21 protein-coding genes are annotated in these 24,761 nt (G+C 67.0%); 11 read left to right on the top strand and 10 right to left on the bottom strand.

Annotated features, from left to right (window positions below):
• Positions 1–18 precede the first annotated feature (18 nt).
• Positions 19–3,690, bottom strand: a complete 3,672-nt coding sequence (locus FM104_RS07285; protein ID WP_179206711.1) for a multifunctional oxoglutarate decarboxylase/oxoglutarate dehydrogenase thiamine pyrophosphate-binding subunit/dihydrolipoyllysine-residue succinyltransferase subunit — start codon at positions 3,688–3,690, stop codon at positions 19–21.
• A gap of 163 nt (positions 3,691–3,853) precedes the next feature.
• Between FM104_RS07285 and FM104_RS07290 the strand changes: the two genes are divergently transcribed.
• The 4 genes from FM104_RS07290 (at position 3,854) to FM104_RS07305 (ending at position 9,108) form a co-directional block, all read left to right on the top strand.
• A complete protein-coding gene (locus FM104_RS07290; RefSeq protein WP_087130769.1) occupies positions 3,854–5,314 on the top strand; it encodes a GuaB1 family IMP dehydrogenase-related protein in 1,461 nt (486 codons plus the stop codon).
• A 213-nt stretch (positions 5,315–5,527) separates the two neighbouring features.
• Positions 5,528–6,511 carry a hypothetical protein gene (locus FM104_RS07295; RefSeq protein ID WP_087130770.1) on the top strand — a complete coding sequence of 328 codons (984 nt, stop codon included), beginning with the start codon at positions 5,528–5,530 and terminating at the stop codon, positions 6,509–6,511.
• A gap of 219 nt (positions 6,512–6,730) precedes the next feature.
• Entirely contained in the window at positions 6,731–8,047 is a 1,317-nt protein-coding gene (locus FM104_RS07300; protein WP_087130771.1) for a hemolysin family protein, read from the top strand.
• Positions 8,044–9,108 (top strand): hemolysin family protein, encoded by a 1,065-nt coding sequence (locus FM104_RS07305; RefSeq protein ID WP_087130772.1) that lies wholly within the window; start codon positions 8,044–8,046, stop codon positions 9,106–9,108. Before FM104_RS07300 ends, FM104_RS07305 begins: the two co-directional genes overlap by 4 nt.
• Positions 9,109–9,155: 47 nt before the next feature.
• Here the strand turns inward: FM104_RS07305 and FM104_RS07310 are convergent, their stop codons facing one another.
• On the bottom strand, positions 9,156–10,223 hold the full coding sequence (locus FM104_RS07310) for an NADH:flavin oxidoreductase/NADH oxidase (protein ID WP_087130773.1): 1,068 nt from the start codon (positions 10,221–10,223) through the stop codon (positions 9,156–9,158).
• Positions 10,224–10,274: 51 nt separating this feature from the next.
• Between FM104_RS07310 and FM104_RS07315 the strand changes: the two genes are divergently transcribed.
• Genes FM104_RS07315 through FM104_RS07330 form a run of 4 tightly spaced genes read left to right on the top strand, consistent with a single transcriptional unit; the run spans position 10,275 to position 13,332 of the window.
• Positions 10,275–11,102, top strand: a complete 828-nt coding sequence (locus FM104_RS07315) for an ADP-dependent NAD(P)H-hydrate dehydratase (protein WP_087130774.1) — start codon at positions 10,275–10,277, stop codon at positions 11,100–11,102.
• Complete coding sequence (locus FM104_RS07320) at positions 10,987–12,345, top strand: hypothetical protein (protein WP_256971555.1); 1,359 nt, start codon at positions 10,987–10,989, stop codon at positions 12,343–12,345. Before FM104_RS07315 ends, FM104_RS07320 begins: the two co-directional genes overlap by 116 nt.
• A gap of 11 nt (positions 12,346–12,356) precedes the next feature.
• A complete protein-coding gene (locus FM104_RS07325) occupies positions 12,357–12,674 on the top strand; it encodes a thiamine-binding protein (protein ID WP_087130776.1) in 318 nt (105 codons plus the stop codon).
• 4 nt (positions 12,675–12,678) lie between these two features.
• Positions 12,679–13,332 carry an NUDIX hydrolase gene (locus FM104_RS07330; protein ID WP_218778560.1) on the top strand — a complete coding sequence of 218 codons (654 nt, stop codon included), beginning with the start codon at positions 12,679–12,681 and terminating at the stop codon, positions 13,330–13,332.
• 3 nt (positions 13,333–13,335) lie between these two features.
• On the opposite strand, the gene metX is transcribed toward FM104_RS07330, so the two are convergent.
• Positions 13,336–14,541 (bottom strand): homoserine O-acetyltransferase MetX, encoded by a 1,206-nt coding sequence (gene metX, locus FM104_RS07335; RefSeq protein WP_087130778.1) that lies wholly within the window; start codon positions 14,539–14,541, stop codon positions 13,336–13,338.
• A 220-nt stretch (positions 14,542–14,761) separates the two neighbouring features.
• Positions 14,762–16,084 carry a bifunctional o-acetylhomoserine/o-acetylserine sulfhydrylase gene (locus FM104_RS07340; protein WP_087130779.1) on the bottom strand — a complete coding sequence of 441 codons (1,323 nt, stop codon included), beginning with the start codon at positions 16,082–16,084 and terminating at the stop codon, positions 14,762–14,764.
• A 179-nt stretch (positions 16,085–16,263) separates the two neighbouring features.
• On the opposite strand from FM104_RS07340, the gene FM104_RS07345 reads away from it, so the two are divergent.
• Positions 16,264–17,049 carry an SDR family oxidoreductase gene (locus FM104_RS07345; protein ID WP_179206712.1) on the top strand — a complete coding sequence of 262 codons (786 nt, stop codon included), beginning with the start codon at positions 16,264–16,266 and terminating at the stop codon, positions 17,047–17,049.
• Positions 17,050–17,064: 15 nt separating this feature from the next.
• The gene (locus FM104_RS07350) at positions 17,065–17,766 is read left to right on the top strand and encodes a uracil-DNA glycosylase (RefSeq protein ID WP_087130780.1); all 702 of its coding nucleotides are present in this window, start codon (positions 17,065–17,067) and stop codon (positions 17,764–17,766) included.
• Positions 17,767–17,881: 115 nt separating this feature from the next.
• Here the strand turns inward: FM104_RS07350 and FM104_RS07355 are convergent, their stop codons facing one another.
• The 6 genes from FM104_RS07355 to FM104_RS07380 are packed head-to-tail and all read right to left on the bottom strand — an operon-like array spanning position 17,882 to position 23,808.
• A complete protein-coding gene (locus tag FM104_RS07355) occupies positions 17,882–18,670 on the bottom strand; it encodes an ABC transporter ATP-binding protein (RefSeq protein ID WP_087130781.1) in 789 nt (262 codons plus the stop codon).
• On the bottom strand, positions 18,667–19,458 hold the full coding sequence (locus FM104_RS07360) for an ABC transporter ATP-binding protein (protein ID WP_087130782.1): 792 nt from the start codon (positions 19,456–19,458) through the stop codon (positions 18,667–18,669). Before FM104_RS07360 ends, FM104_RS07355 begins: the two co-directional genes overlap by 4 nt.
• A complete protein-coding gene (locus tag FM104_RS07365; protein WP_373407840.1) occupies positions 19,455–20,342 on the bottom strand; it encodes an ABC transporter permease in 888 nt (295 codons plus the stop codon). Before FM104_RS07365 ends, FM104_RS07360 begins: the two co-directional genes overlap by 4 nt.
• Positions 20,339–21,289 carry an ABC transporter permease gene (locus tag FM104_RS07370; protein WP_087130784.1) on the bottom strand — a complete coding sequence of 317 codons (951 nt, stop codon included), beginning with the start codon at positions 21,287–21,289 and terminating at the stop codon, positions 20,339–20,341. Before FM104_RS07370 ends, FM104_RS07365 begins: the two co-directional genes overlap by 4 nt.
• Positions 21,290–21,308: 19 nt before the next feature.
• On the bottom strand, positions 21,309–22,835 hold the full coding sequence (locus tag FM104_RS07375; protein ID WP_087130785.1) for an ABC transporter substrate-binding protein: 1,527 nt from the start codon (positions 22,833–22,835) through the stop codon (positions 21,309–21,311).
• 58 nt (positions 22,836–22,893) lie between these two features.
• The gene (locus FM104_RS07380; RefSeq protein ID WP_087130786.1) at positions 22,894–23,808 is read right to left on the bottom strand and encodes an alpha/beta fold hydrolase; all 915 of its coding nucleotides are present in this window, start codon (positions 23,806–23,808) and stop codon (positions 22,894–22,896) included.
• Between the two features lie 222 nt (positions 23,809–24,030).
• Here FM104_RS07380 and FM104_RS07385 point away from each other — a divergent pair, with 222 nt between their 5' ends.
• Positions 24,031–24,735 carry a tyrosine-protein phosphatase gene (locus FM104_RS07385; protein WP_087130787.1) on the top strand — a complete coding sequence of 235 codons (705 nt, stop codon included), beginning with the start codon at positions 24,031–24,033 and terminating at the stop codon, positions 24,733–24,735.
• The last annotated feature ends 26 nt before the right edge of the window (positions 24,736–24,761 follow it).

Raw genomic sequence — 24,761 nt, forward strand, 5'->3', positions numbered from 1 at the left:
CTTCTGTTCTGCGACTGCTCAGTCGAGCGTCAGCGCCTCCTTGAGCAGGGCCGCCTGCTCGACGGCATGCACCTTCGACGACCCGGTGGCCGGGGATGCCGCCGCTGCGCGGCAGACCGCGCGGAATTCACGGTCGCCAGGGACCTCGGCGAACTCAAGCGCCAGGAACGGCCATGCGCCCTGGTTCTCCGGCTCGTCCTGAACCCACACCAGTTCGGCGTTCGGGTATGTGTCGGTGATCGCCTTCAGCTCATCGATCGGGGTCGGGTACAGCTGCTCGACCCGCACCAGAGCGATCTCTGGGTTCGGGTTCTTGTCCAGCTCGCTGCGCAGATCCCAGTGGATCTTGCCGGAGTGCACCAGCACGCGCTTGACTGCGGCGCGGTCGAGTCCGCGGTCGTCGTCGAAGACCGGCTCGAAACGACCTTGGGTGAAGTCCTCGACCGCGCTGGTGGCTCCGCGCAGGCGCAGCATGGCCTTCGGGGTGAACACGATCAGCGGCCGGCGCGGACGGGCATATGCCTGCCGGCGCAGGAGGTGGAAGTACGACGCCGGCGTCGACGGGCGAGCGACGGTCATGTTCTGCTGCGCGCACAGCTGCAGGAATCGCTCGATGCGTGCCGACGAGTGATCCGGGCCCTGGCCCTCGTAGCCGTGCGGCAGCAGCATCACGACGCCTGACTGCTGGCCCCACTTCTGCTCCGCCGCCGAGACGTACTCGTCGATCACGGACTGGGCGCCGTTCGCGAAGTCGCCGAACTGCGCCTCCCACAGCACCAGCGCTTCAGTGTTCTCCACCGAGTAGCCGTACTCGAAACCGAGTGCGGCGTACTCGCTGAGCAGCGAGTCGTAGACGAAGAAGCGCCCCTGGCTGTCGGACAGGTTCGCCAGCGGCAGCCATTCCTGGCCGTTCGCACGGTCGTGCAGCACAGCGTGGCGCTGCACGAATGTGCCGCGGCGCGAGTCCTGCCCGGCCAGGCGCACTGGAGTGCCCTCGACGAGCAGCGAGCCGAAGGCGAGCAGCTCGCCGAAGCCCCAGTCGATGCCGCCGTCACGACTCATGCTCACGCGCTTGTCGAGCTGCTGCTGCAGCTTCGAGTGCACGGTGAAACCATCGGGCTTGTTGGCGTGAGCGTCGCCGATGAGATGGATGACCTCGAGCGGCACCCCGGTGACATCGGGGGACCCGATCTGGTCATCGACCGCGTTCAGCTCGGGCGCGATGGGGGTCGCGCCGGTCTCCGCGGCGTGCGTCTCTGCGAAGGCGACTTCCAGACGACCCTGGAAGTCTTCCTTGGCCTGAGCGTATTCCTCTTCGGTGATGTCACCGCGTCCGACCAGAGCCTCGGTGTACAGCTTGCGCACCGAGCGCTTTGCCTGAATCAGATCGGTCATCAGCGGCTGCGTCATCGAGGGGTCGTCGCCCTCGTTGTGGCCGCGGCGGCGGTAGCAGATCAGGTCGATGACGACGTCGCTGTGGAAGCGCTCGCGGTATTCGAACGCGAGCTTGGCGACGTGGATGACCGACTCCGGGTCGTCGCCGTTCACGTGGAAGATCGGCGCCTGAATCGTCTTCGCGACATCGGTGGCGTAGATGGAGGTGCGCGAGTCGGTCGGAAGCGTCGTGAAGCCGACCTGGTTGTTCACCACGACGTGCACGGTGCCACCGGTGCGGTAGCCGCGCAGCTGTGACATCTGCAGGGTCTCGACGACCACGCCCTGACCGGCGAACGCCGCGTCGCCGTGCACGAGGATGGGCAGCCATGCGAATGTGCCGATGGGCTTGCGGTCCTGCTTGGCCCGCACGATGCCCTCGAGCACTCCGTCGACGGTCTCGAGGTGCGAGGGGTTGGCGGCCAGGTGGATCGGCAGTTCTGAGCCGTCCTCGGCGATGAAGGTGCCTTCGGTGCCGAGGTGGTACTTCACGTCGCCAGAGCCGCGCTGATTGCCGGGCGTGAGGGAACCCTCGAACTCGCGGAACACCTGCCCGTACGTCTTACCGGCGATGTTCGTCAGCACGTTCAGCCGACCGCGGTGGGCCATGCCGATCGCTGCGCCCTCGAGCCCGGCGGTCGCCGCACCCTGCAGGATCTCATCGAGCAGCGGAATCAGCGACTCGCCGCCCTCGAGCGAGAATCGCTTCTGGCCGACGAACTTCGTCTGCAGGAAGGTCTCGAACGCCTCGGCCTCGTTGAGCTTGCGCAGCACGCGCAGCTGCTCGCCGTGGCCGGGCTTGACGTATTTGACTTCGACCTTCTCCTGGAACCAGCGGCGCTGCCCTGGATCCTGGATGTGCATGTACTCGATGCCGAGTGTGCGGCAGTACGAGTCGCGCAGCACGCCGAGGATGTCGCGGAGCTTCATCACGCGCTTGCCGCCGAAGCCGCCGGTGACGAACTCGCGGTCGAGATCCCAGAAAGTGAGACCGTGGCTCTCGATCTCGAGGTCGGGGTGCGAGCGCTGCACGTACTCGAGCGGGTCGATGTCTGCCATCAGGTGGCCGCGCACGCGGTAGGAGTTGATGAGCTCCTGCACGCGGGACTGCTTGTCCACCCGCTCGGCCAGGTCGACGGCGATATCGGAGTTCCAGCGAATCGGCTGGTAGGGGATGCGCAGCGCCGCGAAGATCTCGTCGTAGAAGCCGCGCTCGCCGATCAGCAGCTCGTGCACCTTCTTGAGGAACTCGCCGGAGCCGGCGCCCTGGATGACGCGGTGGTCGTAGGTGCTGGTGAGCGTGATGGTCTTGCCGATGCCCAGCTCAGTGAGCGTCCTCCCGCTGGAGCCCTGGAACTCGGCCGGATAGTTGAGGGCGCCAGCGCCGATGATGCAGCCCTGCCCCTTCATCAAACGCGGGACAGAATGGACCGTGCCGATGCCGCCCGGGTTGGTCAGCGAAACGGTCGTGCCGGAGAAGTCGTCAGCTGTGAGCTTGTTGTTGCGCGCGCGGAAGATGATCTCTTCATATGCGACGAGGTATTCGCTGAAGCTCATCGAATCCGCGCGCTTGATGCTGGGCACCAGCAGTGCACGAGTGCCGTCTGCCTTGGGCACGTCGACCGCGATCCCGAGGTTCACATTCGCGGGCGCGACGACCGACGCCTTGCCGTCGATCTCGGCGTAGAAGACGTTCTGGCTGGGGAATTCCTTGAGGGTCTTGATCAGCGCCCAGCCGATGAGGTGGGTGAAGCTGACCTTGCCACCGCGAGTGCGCGCCATGTGGTTGTTGATGACGATGCGGTTGTCGATCATCAGTTTGGCCGGGATCGTGCGAACACTCGTTGCAGTCGGAACGGTGAGGGACTGATCCATGTTCGCCGCGAGAGCCTTGGGCATGCCGCGCAGCGTCGTGACCTTCTCCTGCTCGGGGGCGGGAGCGTCTTCCTTGGGCGGCTGCGGCTTGGGAGCCTGAGCGGGGATCGGGGCGCGTTTGGCGGGCTTCGCGGTAGTGCGGGCCACGGGCTTCGATCCGATGACCGGGATGGGAGCCGTCACCGGGTTCGCGTTCTGCGCCGCGGCAGCAGAAGCGTCGGACTGACTGGCAGCATCCGGAACATAGTTCTCGAGGATCGGCCACCATTCCTTGTCGACGGAATTGCGGTCCTGTTTGAACTGCTGGTACAGCTCGTCCACGAGCCACGAATTGGCTCCGAACCCCCCGCCGCCCTCGACGCCGGTTACCTGGTTCGACACGCTCGATCGCCCTCTTTCGTCGTTGAAGCTGTGCATGCGACTCGACGACGACTGCACATCGAGACGCACATGTTGTTACAGTCCTCAAGCCTAACGCCATTCCACCTCTCGATTGCGTGGCAGGCAGGCCGTTTCGGAAGGCACGCGGAGTAGCCTGACGGGCATGAAGTTCTCCGGTGAGCGCCCCGCGGTGGATCTGACGTATTCGGATGTCTTTCTGGTGCCCCAGCGCTCGGACGTGGGCAGCCGTCTGCAGGTCGATCTTGCCCCGTGCGATGGCACGCCCGCCACGCTGCCGCTCGTGGCGTCGAATATGAACTCGGTGACGGGCCCACGGCTGGCCGCAGGCCTCGCCCGCCGAGGCGGCCTCGGGGTGCTTCCTCAGGATCTGCCGCTGCAGGAACTCGATGCGGCGATCCGCTGGGTGAAGCAGCAGCCGGTCCGGTGGGACAGCCCGCTCGTGCTCTCGGCGAAGGCGACGGCCGCTGACGCGCTGCGACTGCTTCCACCGGTGTCCGGCCACGGCGTCGTCGTCGCCGACTCGTCGTCGGGGATGCCGCTGCGGCGCGAAGACGTCCGCGGCATCCTCCCGGCCACCAGACTCGCTACGGCGCTGCCGGATGCTGCCCTCGGCGACCTCGTCCGTGGGAATGCGCACGCGATCGCCGTCGACGAGGTCGGTGAGGGACGTGGCGCTTTCGATGCGATCGATGCGGCGGATGCCGAGATGGTCCTCGTCCTCGACCGCGGCCACCTGGTGGGCACGCTCACCGCACGCACCGCCCTGCGCACGAACCTGTACCGGCCAGCGGTCGACGCCGATGGACGCCTGGCGGTGGCGGCTGCGGTGGGCATCAACGGCGATGTGGCCGGCAAGGCGCGCGCTCTGGCATCCGCTGGCGTCGATGTGCTCGTCGTCGACACCGCGCACGGCCATCAGGAGAGCATGCTGCGCGCTCTTGCGGCAGTGGCCGCGCTCGGCCTCGGCATTCCGATCGTCGCCGGCAACGTCGTCACCGCCGCGGGAGTGAATGACCTCGTCAGCGCGGGCGCCGACATCATCAAGATCGGAGTGGGGCCGGGAGCGATGTGCACCACCCGGATGATGACGGCGGTGGGGCGGCCGCAGTTCTCTGCGGTGCTGGAGACGGCAGAGGCCGCTCGCGCGCTCGGCGCGCACGTGTGGGCGGACGGCGGGGTGCGCTATCCGCGGGATGTCGCCCTCGCGCTCGCCGCGGGAGCCGCCTCCGTCATGATCGGGTCGTGGTTCGCGGGAACCATCGAGGCTCCGGGCGAACTGCACCACGACTCCGACGGTCGTGCGTACAAGGAATCCTGGGGCATGGCGTCGACCAAGGCCGTGCATGCCCGCTTCGAGCGGTTGGACCCGTACGAGCGGGCCCGCAAGGAACTCTTCGCGGAGGGCATCTCGTCATCGAAGATCTACCTCGACCCGCTGCGACCAGGCCTCGAGGATCTGCTCGACATGATCACGTCCGGCGTGCGCTCGTCGTTCACCTATGCGGGAGCCGCGACTGTGCCGGACTTCCACGACCGGGCCGTCGTCGGTCTGCAGTCCGCTGCCGGGTATGAAGAGGGCAAGGCGCTGCCCGTCAGCTGGTGACGGCCGGCGCCGCGCCGCGCCGCGCGGGAGCGTCCTGCCCGGCATCCGCTACACTCTTTCGCATCCGCGCCATCGATCGATGCAGCGGATGCATCAATCTGCAGCGGATGCTGAGATTCGTTCAGACTGCACAATGGCTATCCGCGGTGAGTTGTTCGCGCGGGCAGGGAAAACAGGGCTGCAAGGCAGCGCTGCTCGCGCAGGATGCTGAGCATGCCCGAACAAGCGCGACCCGCAGAACTCGAAATCCGCCGTGTCCGCGATCTCGGCGAGCGCCCTGATTACCGCAAAGTCCGCAGGGCGCTTGAGACCGCGCGGGTACACCGGATCTCACCCGGGGCTTACGCACCGAACTCGGCGTGGCAAGCGCTGCCTCCGCGCGAGCGACATCGGCTGAAGGTCGTCGAAGCGACCGCCCGGATGCAGCATCCTGCTGTCATCTCGCACTTCGCCGCCGCGAGTGTGCACGGCATCGAGATTCTGGGGGCGTGGCCGTCGCGCATCGATGTGCGGGTGGCGGCCGGTCGCGGCGGCAGGTCGTCCGGGCTGATCCGTCGGCACGGGATAGGTGTCGTCGACGTGGATGCACTCGACTGGGGTGTGCATCGGATCACGACTCCTGCCCAGACAGCGATCGATATCGCCGCTGTAGCGGACCATGAACTCGCCGTCGTCGTATTCGATCAGGTGCTGTGGGCGCGGCGTCCCGGAGGTGCCTTGGCAACGATGGCGGAATTGCGGATGCTGGCCGAGCGACGATCATCGCCTAAAGGCGCAGCCCGGATCCGGCGCGCGCTCGAGGTAGCCACATCACTCTCGGATTCGGTGCGCGAGTCTCAAAGCCGAGTGCTGCTGAAGAGACTCGGGTTCCCGGAGCCGGTGCTGCAGCATCCGTTTCAGCTTCCGGATGGCTCGACCGCGCGGACGGACTTCTTCTTTCCGGAGCAGAATCACGTCGGTGAGTTCGATGGAATCGGCAAGTACCTCGACCCCGAGCTGCTGCAGGGGCGCAGCCCGGAGGCGGCGCTGATTGCGGAGAAGGACCGCGCGGATGCGATCTCCCGCCTGGTCGGTCGGGTATCGCGATGGCGCACGCCGAACCTTCGTCGCCCGCGGGAGCTCTACGACATCCTGATCGCCGACGGACTCCCGAGTAGCCTTCCGCCGCCTCCGCGCAGCCTGCGCCTGCCGCGATGAGGGTGAAGTCATATCCGCTGCACCTTTTGTCATCCGCGCCATCGATCGATGTAGCGGATGCATCAACCTGCAGCGGATGCTGAGAGCCATGAATCTTGCAAGGGCACGCGCCTGACTCACAGTCGGATTCGGTATCATCGGAACCACAATGGACGACCCTCCTTCTAGTAGTACATCGCCCCACTTCCCGCTCCTCGCAGTTCTCGAGGAGAACAGCTGATGGAATTCGTGCTGTTGGGCGTGGGGCTTCTGCTCATCGTGGGCACCGGGCTCTTCGTGGCCAGTGAGTTCGCGCTCGTCAATCTCGATCGAGCCGATCTGGAAGCACGTCAGGCTCGCGGGGAAACCCGCCTGAACCTGACCATCCGCGCGCTGAAGATCACCTCGACTCATCTGTCCTCAGCACAGCTGGGCATCACGCTCACGACCCTGCTCACCGGATACACGATGGAACCGGCGATCTCGAAGCTGCTGGCACCACTGCTCGATGGCTGGGGCGTGCCCGACAGCGTGTCCGTTCCGATTTCGGTCACGGTCGCGATGATCATCGCCACGGTGCTGTCGATGATTCTCGGCGAACTGGTGCCGAAGAACTTTGCGCTCGCCTTGCCGCGCGCAACAGCCAAGCTCGTGATGCCGTTCCAGACCGCTTTCACCGCCGTATTCAAGCCGGCCGTCGTCGCACTCAATGGCAGCGCGAACGCGATGCTGCGCGCAATGGGCATCGAGCCGAAGGAAGAGCTCTCCGGCGCACGCAGCGCGGAGGAGCTGTCGTCGCTGGTGCGCCGCTCTGCCAGTCAAGGCGTGCTCGAGAAGGACACAGCCACGCTCCTCGACCGCACCCTGACCTTCGCGCGGCTCACCGCCGACGACATCATGACCGCGCGGCCGAGCATGCACGCGATCTTCGTGGGCGATTCCGCCGATGACGTCATCCAGCTCGCTCGTCGCACCGGCCACAGTCGCTTTCCGGTCTACGACGATGACCTCGACGACATCACCGGCGTCGTGCACGTCAAAGCCGCCGTGTCGGTGCCCCGCGAGAAGCGCACCGACGTGCCGGTCGGCGCGCTCAGTACCGAGCCGCTGCGCGTTCCCGAGACCGTGCACCTCGATGTGCTCGTCGCTGAGCTGCGCACGAAGGGGTACCAGATGGCGGTCGTCGTCGACGAGTACGGCGGCACTGCCGGCATCGTCACCCTGGAAGACCTCATCGAGGAGATCGTCGGCGAGGTGTCCGATGAGCACGACCGCTCGCGTGCAGGCATCGTGCGCCGCGGCGACTCGGTCACCTTTCCGGGCGAGTTCCGTCCGGATGAGCTCCGCGGGCGCACTGGCATCGAGGTGCCGGAAGGCGACGTCTACGACACCGTCGGCGGCTACATGATGAGTCTGCTCGAGCGCGTACCGGTGCTGGGCGACGAAGTGCGCGTCGAGACCGGCACGCTGACGGTCGTGCGGATGGACGGGCGGCGGATCGACCGCATCCGCTATACCGCCGACCCGGTCGAGCCCGAGCCGGAGGTCGAACGATGAACGATTGGGCAGGCCTGTTCTGGCTGGTCGTGCTGCTGGCGGCCAACGCCTTCTTCGTCGGCGGCGAGTTCGCCGTCATCTCTGCGCGCCGCTCGCAGATCGAGCCGCTCGCCGAGCGTGGATCGCGCGCGGCGAAGACCGCGCTGTATGCGATGGAGCACGCCACGCTCATGCTGGCGACCTCGCAGCTGGGCATCACGATCTGCTCGCTGCTGATCCTGAATGTCTCAGAGCCCGCGATCCACCACCTGCTCGAGATCCCGATGCACGCGCTCGGGTGGGATGAGACCGTCGTCGCGGTGACCTCGTTCATCATCACCCTGGCGCTGGTCTCGTTCCTGCACGTCGTATTCGGTGAGATGGTGCCGAAGAACCTCGCGTTCTCGATTCCAGATCGTGCGGTACTGGTGCTGGCGCCGCCGCTGGTGTGGGTGTCACGGGTGTTCCGGCACATCATCTGGGCCCTCAACGGCAGCGCGAACGCGGTGCTGCGGCTGTTCCGCGTCGAGCCCAAGAACGAGGCGGCATCGACGTTCACCATCGAAGAGGTCGCGACGATCGTCGACCGCTCACGCCGGGAAGGACTCCTGACGGATTCGGCCGGAGCCGTGGCCGCTGCGCTGGAGTTCACCGACAAGAAGGCGCGCGATGTGGCGGTGCCGCTGGCCGAGCTGGTCACGCTGCCAGAAACCGCCACCCCGGATGATGTGGAACGCGCCGTGGCCCGCTACGGCTTCTCGCGGTACGTGATCGTCGACGCCGAGAACGACCCGGTCGGCTACGTGCACCTGAAGGATGTTCTGCGGGCATCCGAAGGTCCGACGGTCGACGACCATGTCGATGCGCCGCTGCCTGCCAAGCGCATCCACCACATGGCACCGGTCCACGAGGAGACCGACCTCGAGGACGCGCTCGCCGTCATGCGGCGCGCGGGGCGCCATCTCGCCCGCGTCTGCGACGCGAACGGCGAGACGACCGCGGTGCTGTTCCTGGAAGACATCCTCGAAGAGCTCGTCGGCGAGGTGCAGGACGCCACGCGGCGCGGCTACCCCGGACGCTGATCCGGTTCGGCATCCGCTTCAGCAGACAAGCGGATGCCGACCGCCGGTCAGCGCCAACGGGCACGCAGGTACTGCGGCGGCCATTCGGTTTCCACGTCGAGCTCATGCGCAGCGCGCAACCCGAAGTGCGGGTCGCGCAGCCATTCGCGACCGGCGAAGATCGCATCTGCGGATTCTGAAGCGAGAACCTGCTCGGCCTGCTCGGCCGAGGTGATCAGGCCCACCGCGGCGGTGCGCACGCGTCCTCCGGCGCGCACGGCGGCCGCCAGCGGCACCTGGTAACCGGGATGGATATCGACCTTTGGGCGAGGCACGATCCCGCCAGAGGAGACATCGATGAGGTCGGCGCCGTGCGCGGTCGCCCAGCGTCCCACTTCGGCTGCCTCCTCCGGAGTGAAGCCGCCGTCGGCGTAGTCGGTGCCGGACAGTCTGACGAAGATCGGCAGATCGGCACCAGCTGCCTCGCGCACAGCTTCCACCACCCGCAGCAGCAGCCGTGCGCGGTTCGCCAGCGAGCCGCCGTATTCGTCGCTGCGATGATTCGACAGCGGAGAGAGGAACTCGTGCAGCAGGTACCCGTGCGCGCCATGCACTTCGAGCACGTCGAATCCTGCATCCACAGCGCGACGCGCGGCATCCGCGAAGGCGTTCACGATCCGCTCGATTCCCGCGACGTCCAGCTCCGCGGGAGCGGCGTAGGTGTCGAAACCGATCGGCGATGGCGCCACCGTGGGCCAGCCGCCTTCGGACCGCGGCACCGTTCCCCGCTCAGCCGCCCATGGCCACCACGTCGATGCCATCCGGCCGGCGTGGGCGAGTTGGATGCCGATCTGCGCCCCTCGATCGTGCACGTCATCTACGATTTCTGCCCAGGCGTCACGCTGCTCATCCGACCAGATGCCGGTGTCACGGGGCGAGATGCGCCCCTCGGGCACCACGGCGGTCGCCTCGGCCATGATCAGCCCCGCACCGCCCGAGGCGAACTGGGCCAGGTGCGAGTGATGCCATCGTTGCGGGACGCCGTCGACGGCGCTGTACATGCACATGGGCGAGACCCACAGTCGGTTGCGGAAAGTGCGTGCACGCAGGGTCAGTGCAGAGAAGAGCAGGCTCACACCTCGACGTTACCGCGTGGAAAACGGGGCGTGCCGCGCTACCGTGGATACATGCTCCGGGAGTGGACCAGAACCGATATGGCGACTGCGCTGCGCGTACCCACCGCAGCGGACGACAAGTATTCGCGCGGCGTCGTCGCGCTGCGCACGGGATCGGCCGACTACCCCGGGGCAGCGGTGCTGGGTGTGGAGGCTGCCTGGCGCAGCGGTGCCGGCTACGTGCGCTACATCGGTGGCGCGGCGGACGCCGTTCTCGCGCGTCGACCGGAGACGGTCGCCGGAGCAGACCTCGGCCGCACGCGGATCGGCGCGTGGGTGATCGGATCGGGAACGGATGCTGCGCACCGCAGCGACAATGAGACCGATGCGCTGCAGAAGATCCTGGCCGGATCGGTTCCCGTCGTGGTCGACGCCGGGGCACTGGACCTCGTCGCAGAAGCTGCTGCGCCGCGGCTGCTGACACCGCACGCGGGTGAACTCGCCCGCCTGTGCACGCGGCTCGGGATGAACGCTGACCGGCTGGAAGCGGATCGAGCCGGAATCGTTTCGGAGGTCGCGGAGAAGCTGGGGGCGACAGTGCTCCTGAAGGGTGCCACGACGCTGATCGCCGCGCCGGGAGCGCAGCTGATCGCCGTCTCGAATGCGCCGTCATGGCTCGCCACCGCGGGAACGGGAGACGTGCTGGGCGGAGTGCTCGGTGCCTTGATCGCCGCGAACCCGCAGCATCCGATTGATGAGACGGCGGCAGCCGGAGTGTGGCTGCATGCCCACGCCGCCCGCCTGGCATCCGGTGCCGTCGACGGCGCACCAGGGCATCCGATCGTCGCGCTGGATGTGGCAGAGGCTCTTCCGCTGGCCATCGCAGAACTTCTCGCGTGAGAACGGCGCTCGACGAATGAGGGCTTCCGTGCGCGTGCTGTGGGCGGCATTCCTCGCCGCGCATCTGCTGGTCGCGTGGTGGGGATGGGTGCTGCCCAGTCAGCCGATGGGCGATGTGGTGCTGGTGTATCAGCCATGGTCGGCTGCGGCGCTCAACGGCGGCGCGGTGGTGGGCATCACGACCACCTGGGTGTATCCGCAGCTCGCCCTGGTGCCCATGCTGCTCGCGCAGCTGTTCGCGGTGCCGTTCACCTCGGTGATGGGAGGGGACGGTGCGTATCTGATCGGCTGGGCGATTCTCGTCACGGTGTGCGACCTGTTCGGCTTCGCGGCCCTCGTCGGACGCGGCCGCACACGAAGACGCCGCACGGCGGGATGGATGTGGACAGCAGCGCTGGTGCTGCTCGGCCCGATCGCGATGTACCGGATCGACGCGATCACTGTGCCCCTGGCGATCGTCGGCGGTCTCTGGCTCGCACAGCGTCCCCGCGTGGGTGCGGCGCTGTTGACGATCGGTGCATGGATCAAGATCTGGCCCGCCGCGATCGTGCTGGCAGCCATCGCCGACGGACGCCGTGCGTGGAGCACCGCGGTGACGGCAGCATCCGTCACCGCGGTGATCATGCTGGTTCTGGTGCTGCTCGGTGCAGACCGGGCGCTGTTCGGCTTCTTGACCGAGCAGACCGGACGCGGGCTGCAGATCGAGGCCGTCGCGGCGACACCGTTCTTGTGGCTGGCGATGGTCGGAATCGCATCGATCGACTACAGCTTCGACATCCTCACCTATCAGATCACCGCACCGGGAGCCGAAGTCGTCGCTGCACTGCTGACGCCGCTGATGGGCGTGGTCGTGCTCGGCATCCTCGTCGTGGCGGTGCTGCGCGCTCGACACGGAGTGCTGTGGCAGCGGATGCTGCCGGCGCTCGCCATGGCCGTCGTCGTCGCGCTGATCGTGACGAACAAGGTCGGCTCGCCGCAGTTCCAGACGTGGCTGTTCGCACCGGCCATCCTTTGGATCGTCTTCGACCGCCCGCGAGCGCAGCTGCCCTCCGCGCTCGTGCTGCTGCTGTGTGCGCTGACGTTCACGATCTATCCGCTGACATACGATGGGCTGCTACAGGCCGAGGCCTTCCCCGTGCTGTTGATAACTGCACGCAATGCGGTGCTCGTCATCCTGCTCTTCCACGCGGTGCGCTCGGTCGTGCACGCACCCGTTTCACCCCACCTGACCCGCACGCGCTAACGGAGGAAATCATGCTCGTCGCATTCTCAGTCGCCCCATCCGGCAACGCCCACGAAGACGGCTCGGTTCACGACGCTGTCGCCGCAGCAGTGAAGGTGGTGCGCGAATCCGGTCTCGCGCATCGCACGACGAGCATGTTCACCGAGATCGAGGGCCCCGATTGGGACACGGTGATGGACGTCGTCAAGCGCGCGACCGACGCGGTCATGCCGTTCGGGTCACGGGTTTCACTGGTGCTGAAGGCCGACATCCGCCCCGGCTACAGCGGTGAGCTGGATGCCAAGATCGAGCGACTGGAAGCCGCTATCGACAGCGCCGATGAGGCGTGACCCGATGACTGCCGCCCCGGCGTCGATACGCGTCGCGGGTACCGCTGTTGTGCTGCGCGACGGTGAGGCTGGTGTGGAGACGCTGCTGCTGCGGCGCCCGGAATCCGGCTCCTTCCCGGGTGCGTGGGTGTTCCCCGGCGGCCGGGTGGACCCCGGTGACGCTGAGGGCACAGCGACGGAGATGGATGCCGCTCAGCGTGCGGCGATCCGCGAGACGCGCGAGGAGGCCGGCATCCGCGTGCACGACCTTGCGGCGATCTCGTGCTGGATGCCGCCCGCGGAGACTCCCGTGAAGTTCCGCACGTGGTTCTTCCTCGCTCGCGAGCGGGGCGATGAGCTGCAGGCCAATGCCGGAGAGATCGACGAGGCGCTGTGGCTGAGTCCGCAGGGAGCGTTCGAACGGCACGCGGATGGCGCGCTGACGCTGTTTCCGCCGACCTGGGTCACGCTGCACGGTCTGCGGGAGCACCGCAGTGTCGACGACGTGTATGCGGCACGCGGAGAGGTCGCGCAATTCGCCACCCGCCTGGCGCAGACGTCGACCGGGCGACTGGCGTGCTGGGCGGGGGACGAGGAGTACCCCGACGCGCCCGGGCCCGTGAGCGGGCGCCATCGGCTTCTGATGGGCGAGCTGCCCTGGAGGTACGAGCGCAGCTGAGGCTCAGGCGTCGAGCAGACGACCCAGATGCTCGCCGACCGGATCTGTCTCGATGAGGAATCCGTCGTGCCCGAAATCGCTGGTGAGCACGATCGCCTCCTCGTCGATGAGGTGCGGGATGCTGCGTGCGATGCGCTGCTGACCATCGGCGGGGAACAGGCGGTCCGAGTCGATGCCGAGCACAAGAGTCTTGGCGGTGATCGTATGCAGGGCCTCTTCGATGCCGCCGCGATCTCGCCCGATGTCATGCGAGTTCATGGCCTCGACGAGCGTGACATAGCTGTTCGCGTCGAAGCGGCGAGTGAACTTGTTGCCGTGGAAGTCGAGGTAGGACTCCACAGCGAAGCGCCCGCCGCGACCCAACGGCGACACGCTGGACTGCCAGGATCGCTGGAAGCGCTGGTTCAGCTCGATCGGGCTGCGGTAGTTCAGCAGGGCCATCCGCCGGGCGAGGGCGAGCCCCCGGTGCGGGCCGTCACCGAGGCCGGCGTCGTAGTACTCGCCGCCGTCGAACTGCGGATCCATGCGCACGGTCTCCAGCTGCACGAAGTTCAGGGCCAGCTGGTCGGCCGTCGTCGCCGGGGGAGAGGACAGCACGGCGAGGCGCTCGACGCGCTCCGGCGCCATGATCGCCCATTCCAGCGCGTGCATCCCGCCCATCGACCCGCCGACGATGGCGGCCCACCGGCTGATGCCCAGCTGGTCGGCGAGAAGCATCTGCGCAGACACCTGGTCGCGGATCGTGAGGTAGGGGAACCGCGATGCCCACTCTCTGCCGTCGGGGGCGATGCTGGCCGGGCCGGTCGATCCCTGGCATCCGCCGAGGATGTTCGGGGCGATCACGAACCAGCGGTCGGTGTCGATGCCGGCGCCGGGCCCCACCACGGGTTCCCACCAACCAGCGGTCGGGTGCCCCGGACCGGCTGCACCGCGCACGTGACTGTCGCCGGTAAGGGCATGCAGAATCAGCACGGCGTTGTCGCGTGCTTCGTTCAGCTCTCCCCAGGACTCCCACGCGAGGCGAGTCGCTGGCAGGTTCTCGCCGTTCTCGGTGCGGAAGTCGCCGAGGAAGGTCAGCTGGCGGCCACCGGCCGGATCACCGTCGCGCCAGGCCCCCGTCGCGGGTGGGCGGCCCCGCAGCAGCCGCACATCGGCCTCGGAGACGAGCGCCGATGGCACCGTGTCCTCAGAGGTCGTCTGCCAGTCCATGCCTCCATTCTCGCCTGTGCCGCCATGGCACCGCGTCACGTTACGGTCCGGCGCCTCTGCGCAACTCCGCAGATCTGCAGTTCTTCGCAGAGAAACCGCAGAATTCATGCGAACTTGTGCAGATCTGCGAAGAATGGATGCGGGTGAGCAGCGCGAGTGGAGACGACGGATGCCCCGGACCAGGCGGTCCGGGGCATCCGAGGGGCTGTGCTGAGGCGGGTCAGGCGCGAGCGGCCTCGGTCACCCGACGGGCGGCGGCAAGGGCGCTTTCGAGATCGGCCTTCAGGTCTTCGGCGTTCTCGAGTCCGACCGAGAGACGCACCAGGCCCGGGGTCACCCCCGCGGTGAGCTGCTGCTCGGGCGAGAGCTGCGAGTGGGTGGTGGATGCCGGGTGGATGACCAGCGAGCGCACATCGCCGATGTTGGCGAGGTGGCTGAACAGCGACAGGCTGTTGACGAATTCGCGGCCGGCTTCGACGCCGCCCTTCAGCTCGAACGACAGCACCGCACCGACACCCTTGGGTGCGTACTGGTTCGCCTTGGCGTACCACGGCGACGACGGCAGCCCCGAGTAGTTCACCGAGGCGACGTCGTCGTGGTTCTCCAGCCACTCGGCGATCTCCTGCGCGTTCTGCACGTGCCGCTCGATGCGCAGCGACAGGGTCTCGATGCCCTGGATGAGGTTCCAGGCGCTCTGCGGAGCGATTGCCGATCCGAGGTCGCGCAGCAGCTGCACGCGCGCCTTGATGATGTACGCGAGACCATCGCCGACCGCGGTCGTGTAGCTGGCGCCGTGGTACGACGGGTCGGGCTCGGTGAGTCCGGGGAACTTCTCGACGTTCTTCGACCACTCGAACGTGCCGCCGTCGATGATGGCACCGCCGAGGGTCGTGCCATGGCCGCCGAGGAACTTCGTGACCGAGTGCACGACGATGTCGGCACCGTGCTCGAACGGACGGATCAGGTACGGAGTGGCGATCGTGTTGTCGACGACGAGCGGCACACCGTTCTCGTGAGCGATGTCGGCGATGGTGCGGATGTCGAGCACGTTGATGCGCGGGTTGCCGATCGTCTCGGCGAACAGCAGCTTCGTGTTCGGGCGCACCGCGGCACGCCACTCCTCGGGGTCATCCTGGTTCTCGACGAAGGTGACCTCGATGCCGAGCTTCGCGAGCGTGTACTTGAAGAGGTTGTACGTGCCGCCGTAGATCGAGCTGGATGCGACGAAGTGATCGCCTGCCTGCGCGACGTTCAGCACTGCGAACGTGGTCGCGGACTGTCCGCTCGCCAGCACGAGCGCTCCGGTGCCGCCTTCCAGGGCAGCGAGGCGCTGCTCGAGCACATCCTGCGTCGGATTCTGCAGACGCGTGTAAATGTTGCCGAACTCCGCAAGCGCGAACAGGTTCGCCGCGTGATCAGCGCTGTCGAAGACATACGAGGTGGTCTGGTAGATCGGCGTGGCGCGCGACTTGGTGACCGGGTCGGGCGCAGCGCCGGAGTGGATCTGCTTGGTCTCGAAGCGCCAGTTCTCGGGTGCGGACATGAGATTCTCCCGGAGTCGTAGAGGGTAATCGGGTGGGGTCTTTTGGCAGTTGCCTTGATGAGAGAGTACGGATGCCGAGCATCCGTCAACAAGCGCCGGGAAATGTTACGTAACACAGCGGCGCCCCGCATGTCGTGGTGATGATCGGCTGACGGCATGAAAAGCCCTACGGTGGATGCATGGTGAACAGACGTGCCGTGGTGACCGGAGCGAGTTCCGGTATCGGGGAAGCAACCGTGCGGGCATTGCGCGCGCAGGGCTGGGAAGTTGTCGGGGTCGCACGCAGGGAGGAGCGCCTGGCCGCGCTCGCCGCAGAGACCGGAGCCTCGGCGATCGCGTGCGATCTGACCGATGCGGATGCCGTCGCGGCGCTGATCGAAGAACTCGATCGCTCCGGTCCGGTGCATGCGCTCGTGCAGGTCGCCGGGGGAGCCCGCGGAACCGACAGCGTCGAGGGCGGCTCGGCCGAGGACTGGCAGTGGATGTTCGATGCCAACGTTCTGTCGACGCAGCGGCTCGTGGCGGGCATGCTGCCGCTGCTGCGTAAAGCCGCCACCGCAGACGGCCATGCCGACACGATCTTCGTGACCTCGACCGCCGCGCAGATCGCGTATCCGGGTGGGGCCGGATACAACGCGGCGAAGGCCGGGCAGTCGATGCTGGTGAAGGTGCTGCGCCAGGAGCTCAACGGCGAGCCGATCCGCGTCGTCGAAGTCGCTCCGGGCATGGTGCACACCGAGGAGTTCACTCTGAATCGACTGGGTGGCGACAGTGTCGCGGCCGAGGCCGTCTATTCCGGCGTCGACGAGCCCCTGCTCGCGGAAGATGTTGCCGATGTGATCGCGTATGCGCTCAGCACGCCGCGGCGTGTGAATCTCGATCAGATCACTATGCGCCCGGTCGCGCAGTCCGCTCAGCACCTGCTCGCGCGCGGACCGCTGCACGTGCGCACCGACGTCGACTGAGACCGGCGTCGACTGATGTCGCAGACGCTCGCGGAGCTGGCCGAGACCGGTCAGCTCGATCCGGGGTGGGCTGAGGCACTCGCGCCGGTGCAGCCGCTGGTCTCCGAACTCGGAGAGAGACTGCGCGCGGAGCATGCTGCGGGGCGTGGCTATCTGCCTGACGGACCGCGCGTGCTGCGGGCATTTCAGCGACCATTGGCAGATGTGCGGGTGCTGATCACCGGTCAGGATCCGTACCCGACTCCCGGACACGCGATCGGGCTCTCGTTCGCGGTCGACCGGAACGTGCGCCCGCTGCCGCGCAGCCTGGGGAACATCTATCGCGAACGCGAGAGCGATCTCGGCATCCCACCGGCATCGCACGGCGACCTGACTGCGTGGAGCGACCAGGGCGTGCTGCTGCTGAACCGGGTGCTCACCGTGCAGCCGGGAAACGCTGGCTCCCACCGCGGGTGGGGCTGGGAGAAGGTCACTGAGCTGGCCATCCGTGCACTCGTCGCCCGCAAGCAGCCGCTGGTCGCGATTCTGTGGGGGCGGGATGCTGCCGGGCTGCGGCCGCTGCTGGGGGACGTGCCCGCGATCGAATCCGCGCATCCCTCGCCGCTGTCGGCCCGGCGCGGGTTCTTCGGCTCGCGGCCGTTCTCACGGGCCAACGCCCTGCTGGAGCAGCAGGGCGCGAGCCCCATCGACTGGCGCGTCGCGGGCGAGGCGTGCTGACCTCCGCATCTGCGCCAGTTTCTCGCATCCGCTGCATCGATCGATGCCGCGGATGCGAATACCTGCAGCGGATGCTGTCGCAGCATCCATCGACAGACGACGACGCGCCGAACGATCAGGGGTGCGGGATCACCGGGATCGCGGCGAGCAGGGCCTTCGTGTAGTCGGCACGCGGATGCTGCAGCACAGCATCCATCGTTCCGCGCTCGACGATCCGGCCGTCCTTCATGACCGCAACGGTGTCGTTGAGATTCTGCACGAGCCCGATGTCGTGCGAGACGACGATGAGGGTCAGACCCTCCTCGACCCGCAGCTTCGCGAGCACTTCGAGGATCTGCGCGCGCATGGTGACATCCAGCGCCGACATCGGCTCGTCGCCGATGAGAATGCGCGGGCGGTGCGCAATGGCGCGCGCCAGCGCGATGCGCTGGCGCTGCCCGCCGGAGAACTCGTGCGGATGCCGGTCGGCCATGTCGGCTTCCAACCCCACCTGCGCGAGCACTTCACGCACGCGTGCGCGGTGATCACCGGGAATATCGAGTGCCCACAGCGGCTCGGCGACGATCTGGCCCGCGGTCATCCGCGGATCGAGCGACGCGTACGGATCCTGGAAGACGAGACCGGTCTGTCGGCGCAGCCAGTGCAGCGAGCGCGCGGATGCTGTCGCATCCACCTCCTTGCCGTCGACGAGCACTCGACCACTGGTGGGTCGATCGAGTCCCAGCAGCAGCCGGACGAGGGTTGACTTTCCCGACCCCGATTCGCCGATCAGCCCCAACGACTCGCCCTCGGCTATCTCCAGATCGGTCGGATGCAGCGCGGTGTTCGCACGGGACCGCTCGAAGAGGTGGCGCTTGGGGATCGCGAAGCTGCGGCTCAGGCCTTCGGCGACGATCAGACTCATGCTGTGCCTCCTTCCGGACGCCACAGCGTCGCCGTGGCGTCGCGCAGCAGCGCCTGCGTGACGGGAGAGGACGGCGTGCTGAGCAGCGTGGGCACGGGCGCGGATTCGACCACGTGGCCGTGTTCGAGAACCACGCCGTGGGTGGCGACCTGTGCGAGCACTGCGAGGTCGTGCGTGATGAACACCAGAGACATGCCCTGATCTTCGACGAGCGAGAGCAGCAGGCGCAGCACCTCGGCCTGGATCGTCACATCCAGTGCGGTCGTCGGCTCATCAGCGATGAGCAGCTTCGGCCGGCAGGCAAGTGCCATCGCGATCGCGACCCGCTGGCGCTGGCCGCCGGAGAGCTGGTGCGGGTAGCGGTCCACGATCCGCTCCGGATCCGAAAGCCGCACCCGGGCGGCTTCGGCGATTGCGCACTCGCGCGCTTGTCGTCGGCTCACCTTCTGATGGATGCGCACCGACTCGGCGATCTGCCGACCGACCGTGCGTATCGGGTTCAGCGCGGTGCGCGGCTCCTGGAAGATCATGCCGATCTCGTCGCCGCGCAGTTCAGCCAGCTCGCGGTCCGGCATCCCGAGCAGTTCGGTGCCGTTCCAGCGGATGCTGCCGTGCGCCGTGGCCTCATCGGGAAGCAACCCGAGCACGGCCAGCGCCGTCAGCGACTTGCCAGACCCGGATTCGCCGATCAGGCCCAGACGTTCGCCGTCGGCAACCGCGAACGAGACGCCGTCGACCACACGGCGTCCGCCGATCTCGACCACCAGGTCGCTGACTTCCAGGCTCATGCGATCGCCTCCGGCAGGTGGACCTGCGCTGCGCGGCGGGACAGAGTCGGATCCGTCGCCTCGCGCAGCGCGTCGCCGAGCAGGTTCAGCCCGAGCACGGTGATGGTGATGGCGAGCCCCGGCCAGACCACGGTCAGCGGGTGCACGCCGATGTACCGCTGCAGATCGGCCAGCAGCAGCCCCCACGACGATTCCGTGAGGGAGGCGCCGAAGCCGAGGTACGACAGCCCTGCTTCGGCGAGCACCGCGACAGCCATCGACCACGACAGCTGCACGATGAACACCGGTGCGACGTTGGGGAGCAGGTGCCGGATGAGGTTCTGGCCGTTGGTGAGGCCGCTGGCGCGCCCGGCGACGACGAAGTCGCTCTGCTGCACACGTCGCAGCTCAGGACGGGTCACGCGCGCGATGCTCACACCGAAGCCGATGCCGACCGAGAACACCACCACCCACAGTGAGCCGCCCCACACCGCGGAGATCATCATGGCGATCATGAGCACGGGGAACGCGATGAGGATATCGACCAGGACGGCGACGGTTTCGCGCATCCACCGCGCTGTCAGAGCACCCAGGGCGGCGAGCAGGATGCCCACGATGGTGGCGACGATGCCTGAGCCGACGGCGACGAAGACCGTGGTCCGGGCGCCCGCCATCAGCAGGCTGAGGATGTCACGGCCGGTGCCATCCGTGCCGAGCAGGTGCGGCCAGCTCGGTGTCGCCCAGCGGCCGCGAATATCGGAGAGCATCGGGTCGAATGGCATCCAGAACAGCGACACCACTGCGGTGAGCGCGAGCAGCACGACGACGATGACCCCGAACCACCCGGTGGCCGAGGAGAGCAGTGCGCGCAGCCAGCGCGGCGCCGATGCGCGAGCAGCCATCATTCCGCCTCCCTCTGCCGCGGATCGACCATGTGGTGCACCAGATCGACCACGAAGCCGATGACCAGCACGAAGCCCGTGAGCACGAGCAACTCGCTCTGCACCTTGATCAGGTCACGGGTGCCGACATCCGCGACCAGCATCCGGCCGATGCCGGGCAGTGTGAACAGCTGCTCGATCACGACCGAGCCGACGATGATGCCGGCCACCTGCAGACCGAGCACCGTCACCACCGACAATCCCACAGCCGGGATGCCGTGCCGCACCAGCGCCTGCCTGCGCGTGAGGCCCTTTGCCGCGGCGGTGCGCACGAAGTCCTGGCCAGCGGCCTGCAGTGTAGCGCTGCGCACGAAGCGCATCAGCATGGCGCCTTCGACGATGCCGATCGTCAGTGCGGGCAGCAGCAGAGCTTCGAAAGCCTTCGTCGGCGTCGACCAGCCCGAGCGCGGAAAGCCCTGGGCCGGCAGCCAGCCGAGCCAGTGCGCGAAGACGACGACCAGCATCATGCCTGCCCAGATCACGGGCACCGCGGCGATGGTCTGCGCGCCGACGCTGATGGCCGTGCCGCCGGCGCGCCCGCGGAGAATCGCGGAGACGACGCCGAAGGGCACGGCGATCAGCAGAGCGATCGTGAGCGCCATCAGCCCGAGTGGCACCGTGACGGCGGATTTCTCCAGCAATTCGGCCCCGACGGACGCACCGCTCAGCTGCGATGTGCCGAGGTCGCCGTGGAAGATGCCGCCGACCCAGTCGAGATACTGCGAGGTGAGCGGCTTGTCGAGGCCCAGCGACTCACGCAGCGCCTCGACGACGGCAGGGCTGGCTTGCGTGCCGGCGATGAGCTGCGCGACGTCCCCAGGGAATACGCGCAGCGTGAGGAAGATGATCACACTCGACACGAGGAGCCCTGCGATGAGCAGGGCTCCTCGTGTGAGCGCGTAGCGGGCCACGTGTCAGTCAGCTCGCTGGTCAGTCAGCGGTCTTGGTGACGCCCGCGAGGTTGATGCGCGAGTTGATGGAGTCCTGCGGGAACCCGGAGACGCCGGGTACGTGCGCGGTGAGCGTGGCGCCGTTGTACAGCCAGTCGGCGGCGTGATCCTCTGACACGATGCGCGCGGCCTTCTTGAGCAGGTCGGCGGACTTCTGCGGATCGAGCTCGAGCTGCGACTGCTCGTAGAGCTTCTGCACCTTCGGGTTGTCGTAGTCGAAGTAGTAATCAGGGTTCGCGAAGTTGCTGAAATCACGGGGCTCGACGTGCAGTACGAAGCTCAGCTCGTAGTCGTGGTTGGTGTAGACGTCTTCCAGCCAAGCCGGGAACTCCACGCGATTGACCTCGAGCGAGACGCCCACCTTGGCGAAGTCGGAGATGAGCACCTGTGCGACCGTGGTGCCGTAGAAGGAGGGGATGGTCAGCGTGAGATCGAGCTTTTCGTGCCCGGCTTCCTTGAGAAGCTTCTTCGCCTTGTCCGGATCGAACGGAACCAGCTCGGACAGATCCTCGTATCCGGGATCGAGTTCGGGAATCGGCCCGTACAGCGTTTCGCCCGCGCCGACGGCCTCGACGAGGGCCTCGTGGTCGATGGCCAGGCGTAGCGCTTCACGCACCCGCTTATCATCGAGGGGCGCTTTGGTGTTGTTGAACGCGAGGGTGGCCTTGTCTGTGGTGCGACCGTTGGTGATCTTGAACTCGCCGCTGTCTTCCAGTTGCGAGACCAGGTTCGGGTCGACGGCGGTGAGTACGTCCACGGTGCCATCCAGAGCCGCATTCACCCCTGCGGTGAAATCGGGGATGTACTGGAAGACGACCTCGCTGAGCGTTGCCTTCTCGCCCCAGTATTCGTCGTACCGATCGAAGGTGATCGAGCTGCCCTTCGTCCATCGCTTGAGCGTGAAAGGACCGGTGCCGTTCTCGGCTGTCTTCAGGTCGGTCGCGTCGCCCTTCTTGAAGACGAGTCCGCCTGGTCCGGTGAGGTTGAACAAGAAGTTCTGGTCGGGCTGAGCGAGCGCGATCTCAACGGTCGCTGCATCGGGGGCGGTGATCGCTGTCACACCGGTGAACTGTGCGTTGCCCTGCACACTGGCATCGGTCTTCACCGTCTCGTAGGAGGCGACGACATCGGCTGACGTCATCGCGGCGCCATCGTGGAAGGTGACGTCCGGATTCAGCGTGAATGTGTAGACGAGGCCGTCGGGGGAGACGTTGTAAGAACTCGCGAGGCGCTCTTCGATCTTGTTGTCCTGCGTGCGTGCGAGGAGACCCTCGTAGATGTTGTCCACGAGGACCTGCTCGAGAGCGGCACCGCTGGTGTGCCGGATGTCGAGGTTGGTGGGCTCGAGCACGAGACCGACCGTGAGGGTTGCATCGGGGTCGGGCTTGCCCGATGTGGTCGGCGCGGGCTCGGGTGCGCCCGTGCAGGCACTGAGCACAAGGGCTCCGGCGGCGAGGATGCCGATTGCGGCCAGACGGGCCGATCGGCGGGCGGTGGTGAGGTGCAAGGGAGTTCCTCTCGGAGAGGTGCTGTGCGGGGCCGGGCGGTTTCGCACAGCGATCGGGTCAGTTCGGCAGTCGGATCAATGCGGCGGAGGCGAGCTCGGCGATCGTCGCCGGCGATGTCTCCTGCACGTTGTGGCCGGCGTCTGCGGTGACGACGGATGCTGTGGGCAGGCGCCTGGTGAACTCAGCGACGTCTGAATCCTGCAGGAAGCCGTGTGTGCCGCGGATCAGTGTGACGGGTGCCTGGACCGCGGTGAGGTCGGTCCAGGGGTCGGCGGCATCCGGTCGCGTGTTGGCGTCTGCCAGCGCGTCGAAGGCATGGCCGATGATCTGCGCGAAGTGGTGTTTCCACTCGACGCGACCGTCTTCGCGCACGCGCGTGTTGAAGAAGACGCCGCGTGCCGTGTCTTCCCTCGTGCCGCCGAAGCCGAATGACATCGCGCGCTCGACGATGTCATCGCGTGTGTCGAAGTCTGTGACGCCGTAGAACTCGCGGAGTACGGCGGGGGCAGCTGCCGTGTCGAGGGCCGGGACGATGTCGACGAGCAGGAGTTCGCGGATGAGTGCCGGATGCTGCGCCGCGACGACAGCCGCGGTGAGTCCACCCAGTGAGTGTCCGACGAGCACCTGCGGCTGCGCGGTCTGTGCGGTGATCGCGTGTGCGACGTCGGCAGCGAGCGCAGCAGGGGAGTAGTCGAGATCGTCTCGCCAAGAGGAATCGCCGTGTCCGGCGAGATCGATGACGAGAGCAGGGCGCCCGAGCAGCAGCACCACGGAGTCCCAGGTGTGCGCGTTGAGCCCGGCGCCGTGCAGCAGGGTGACCTCGGGGTCGCCTTCGCCGAAGCGGAGCATGCTGAGCGTGCGCCCATCGGGGAGCGCAACCGAGAGACGCTGCGCCGCCGGAACGGTCGCGTGCAGAACATCGGCCTGTGCGGGCAGATATCGGAACTCGCTGGTGTCGTGTGCCACGGCCATATTCTGCTATCGAGCGAGCCCCAGCAGAAATGCCAGATCGAAACAACAAGTAACACAGTGACTTTTTGAGCAGAATGACAGCAATGAGGGCCCTTTTGGTGCGCACTCTGCATTTGATGCGTACGGTGTTGACGAGGTGCCGCTCGCTTAGGCTGGAAGCATGATTCATCTCCGCGCGCTACTCTCGGCCCCTCGACAGCTTCTCACGCTGCGCGCCGCGCTGTGACTGTCATCCAGATCCCCGGCGTCGCCAATCTGCGCGACGTCGGCGGCATCCCCATTGGCTCTCGGCGCGTGCGAGAGGGCATGCTGCTGCGCTCAGGGCAGCTCGCCAAACTGACCAGCGAAGGCGACACCATGCTGCAGACTCGCGTGCGTCACGTCGTCGATCTGCGTGATGACGCCGAGGTGTTCTCAGAGCCATCGGCGCTGACCGCGGTGCAGACCACTCGCATCCCGCTGTTCCTCGGGTCGGTAGAGTCCTTCTTCGCTCAGGACATGGACCTCGCGGGCATGTACCGGCATCTGGTCGACGACGCTTCTTCGCGCCTTGTCGAAGCGATCCGGATCATCGCCGTAGACGAGCCGACACTGGTGCACTGCACCGTCGGCAAGGATCGCACCGGCGTGACAGTCGCTCTGGCGCTCAGTGCAGTGGGCGCCGACCGCGATGCGGTGATCGCCGACTACGCCCTGACCGCATCGCAACTGCCCGAGGAGCGCACGAAAGCGATCGTGCAGTACCTCGCGGCGAACCTGCCGAACGCCCGCAACGCGATCCAGTTGGCCACCGCGTCGCCAGCGCACGTGATGGCAGAGCTGTTGACGGCGATCGATGACGAGTACGGATCTGCGGCCGACTACCTGCAGAACGCCGGGCTGACGGATGCCGAGCTCAAGGGGCTGCGCACGACGCTGGTCGAGTGACGTTTTCCGCCCAAGGTAGGTAAGGC

It is taken from the genome of Microbacterium esteraromaticum (genome assembly GCF_900163815.1).
In the GTDB taxonomy this organism is placed as follows: domain Bacteria; phylum Actinomycetota; class Actinomycetes; order Actinomycetales; family Microbacteriaceae; genus Microbacterium; species Microbacterium esteraromaticum_B.

Bases quoted from the DNA above. Each gene is read 5' to 3' on its own strand.
- FM104_RS07290 (WP_087130769.1), top strand. From the start codon at position 3,854: ATGAAGTTCTCCGGTGAGCGCCCCGCGGTGGATCTGACGTATTCGGAT.
- FM104_RS07295 (WP_087130770.1), top strand. From the start codon at position 5,528: ATGCCCGAACAAGCGCGACCCGCAGAACTCGAAATCCGCCGTGTCCGC.
- FM104_RS07300 (WP_087130771.1), top strand. From the start codon at position 6,731: ATGGAATTCGTGCTGTTGGGCGTGGGGCTTCTGCTCATCGTGGGCACC.
- FM104_RS07305 (WP_087130772.1), top strand. From the start codon at position 8,044: ATGAACGATTGGGCAGGCCTGTTCTGGCTGGTCGTGCTGCTGGCGGCC.
- FM104_RS07315 (WP_087130774.1), top strand. From the start codon at position 10,275: ATGCTCCGGGAGTGGACCAGAACCGATATGGCGACTGCGCTGCGCGTA.
- FM104_RS07320 (WP_256971555.1), top strand. From the start codon at position 10,987: ATGCCCACGCCGCCCGCCTGGCATCCGGTGCCGTCGACGGCGCACCAG.
- FM104_RS07325 (WP_087130776.1), top strand. From the start codon at position 12,357: ATGCTCGTCGCATTCTCAGTCGCCCCATCCGGCAACGCCCACGAAGAC.
- FM104_RS07330 (WP_218778560.1), top strand. From the start codon at position 12,679: ATGACTGCCGCCCCGGCGTCGATACGCGTCGCGGGTACCGCTGTTGTG.
- metX (WP_087130778.1), bottom strand. From the start codon at position 14,541: ATGGACTGGCAGACGACCTCTGAGGACACGGTGCCATCGGCGCTCGTC.
- FM104_RS07340 (WP_087130779.1), bottom strand. From the start codon at position 16,084: ATGTCCGCACCCGAGAACTGGCGCTTCGAGACCAAGCAGATCCACTCC.
- FM104_RS07345 (WP_179206712.1), top strand. From the start codon at position 16,264: ATGGTGAACAGACGTGCCGTGGTGACCGGAGCGAGTTCCGGTATCGGG.
- FM104_RS07350 (WP_087130780.1), top strand. From the start codon at position 17,065: ATGTCGCAGACGCTCGCGGAGCTGGCCGAGACCGGTCAGCTCGATCCG.
- FM104_RS07355 (WP_087130781.1), bottom strand. From the start codon at position 18,670: ATGAGTCTGATCGTCGCCGAAGGCCTGAGCCGCAGCTTCGCGATCCCC.
- FM104_RS07360 (WP_087130782.1), bottom strand. From the start codon at position 19,458: ATGAGCCTGGAAGTCAGCGACCTGGTGGTCGAGATCGGCGGACGCCGT.
- FM104_RS07365 (WP_373407840.1), bottom strand. From the start codon at position 20,342: ATGATGGCTGCTCGCGCATCGGCGCCGCGCTGGCTGCGCGCACTGCTC.
- FM104_RS07380 (WP_087130786.1), bottom strand. From the start codon at position 23,808: ATGGCCGTGGCACACGACACCAGCGAGTTCCGATATCTGCCCGCACAG.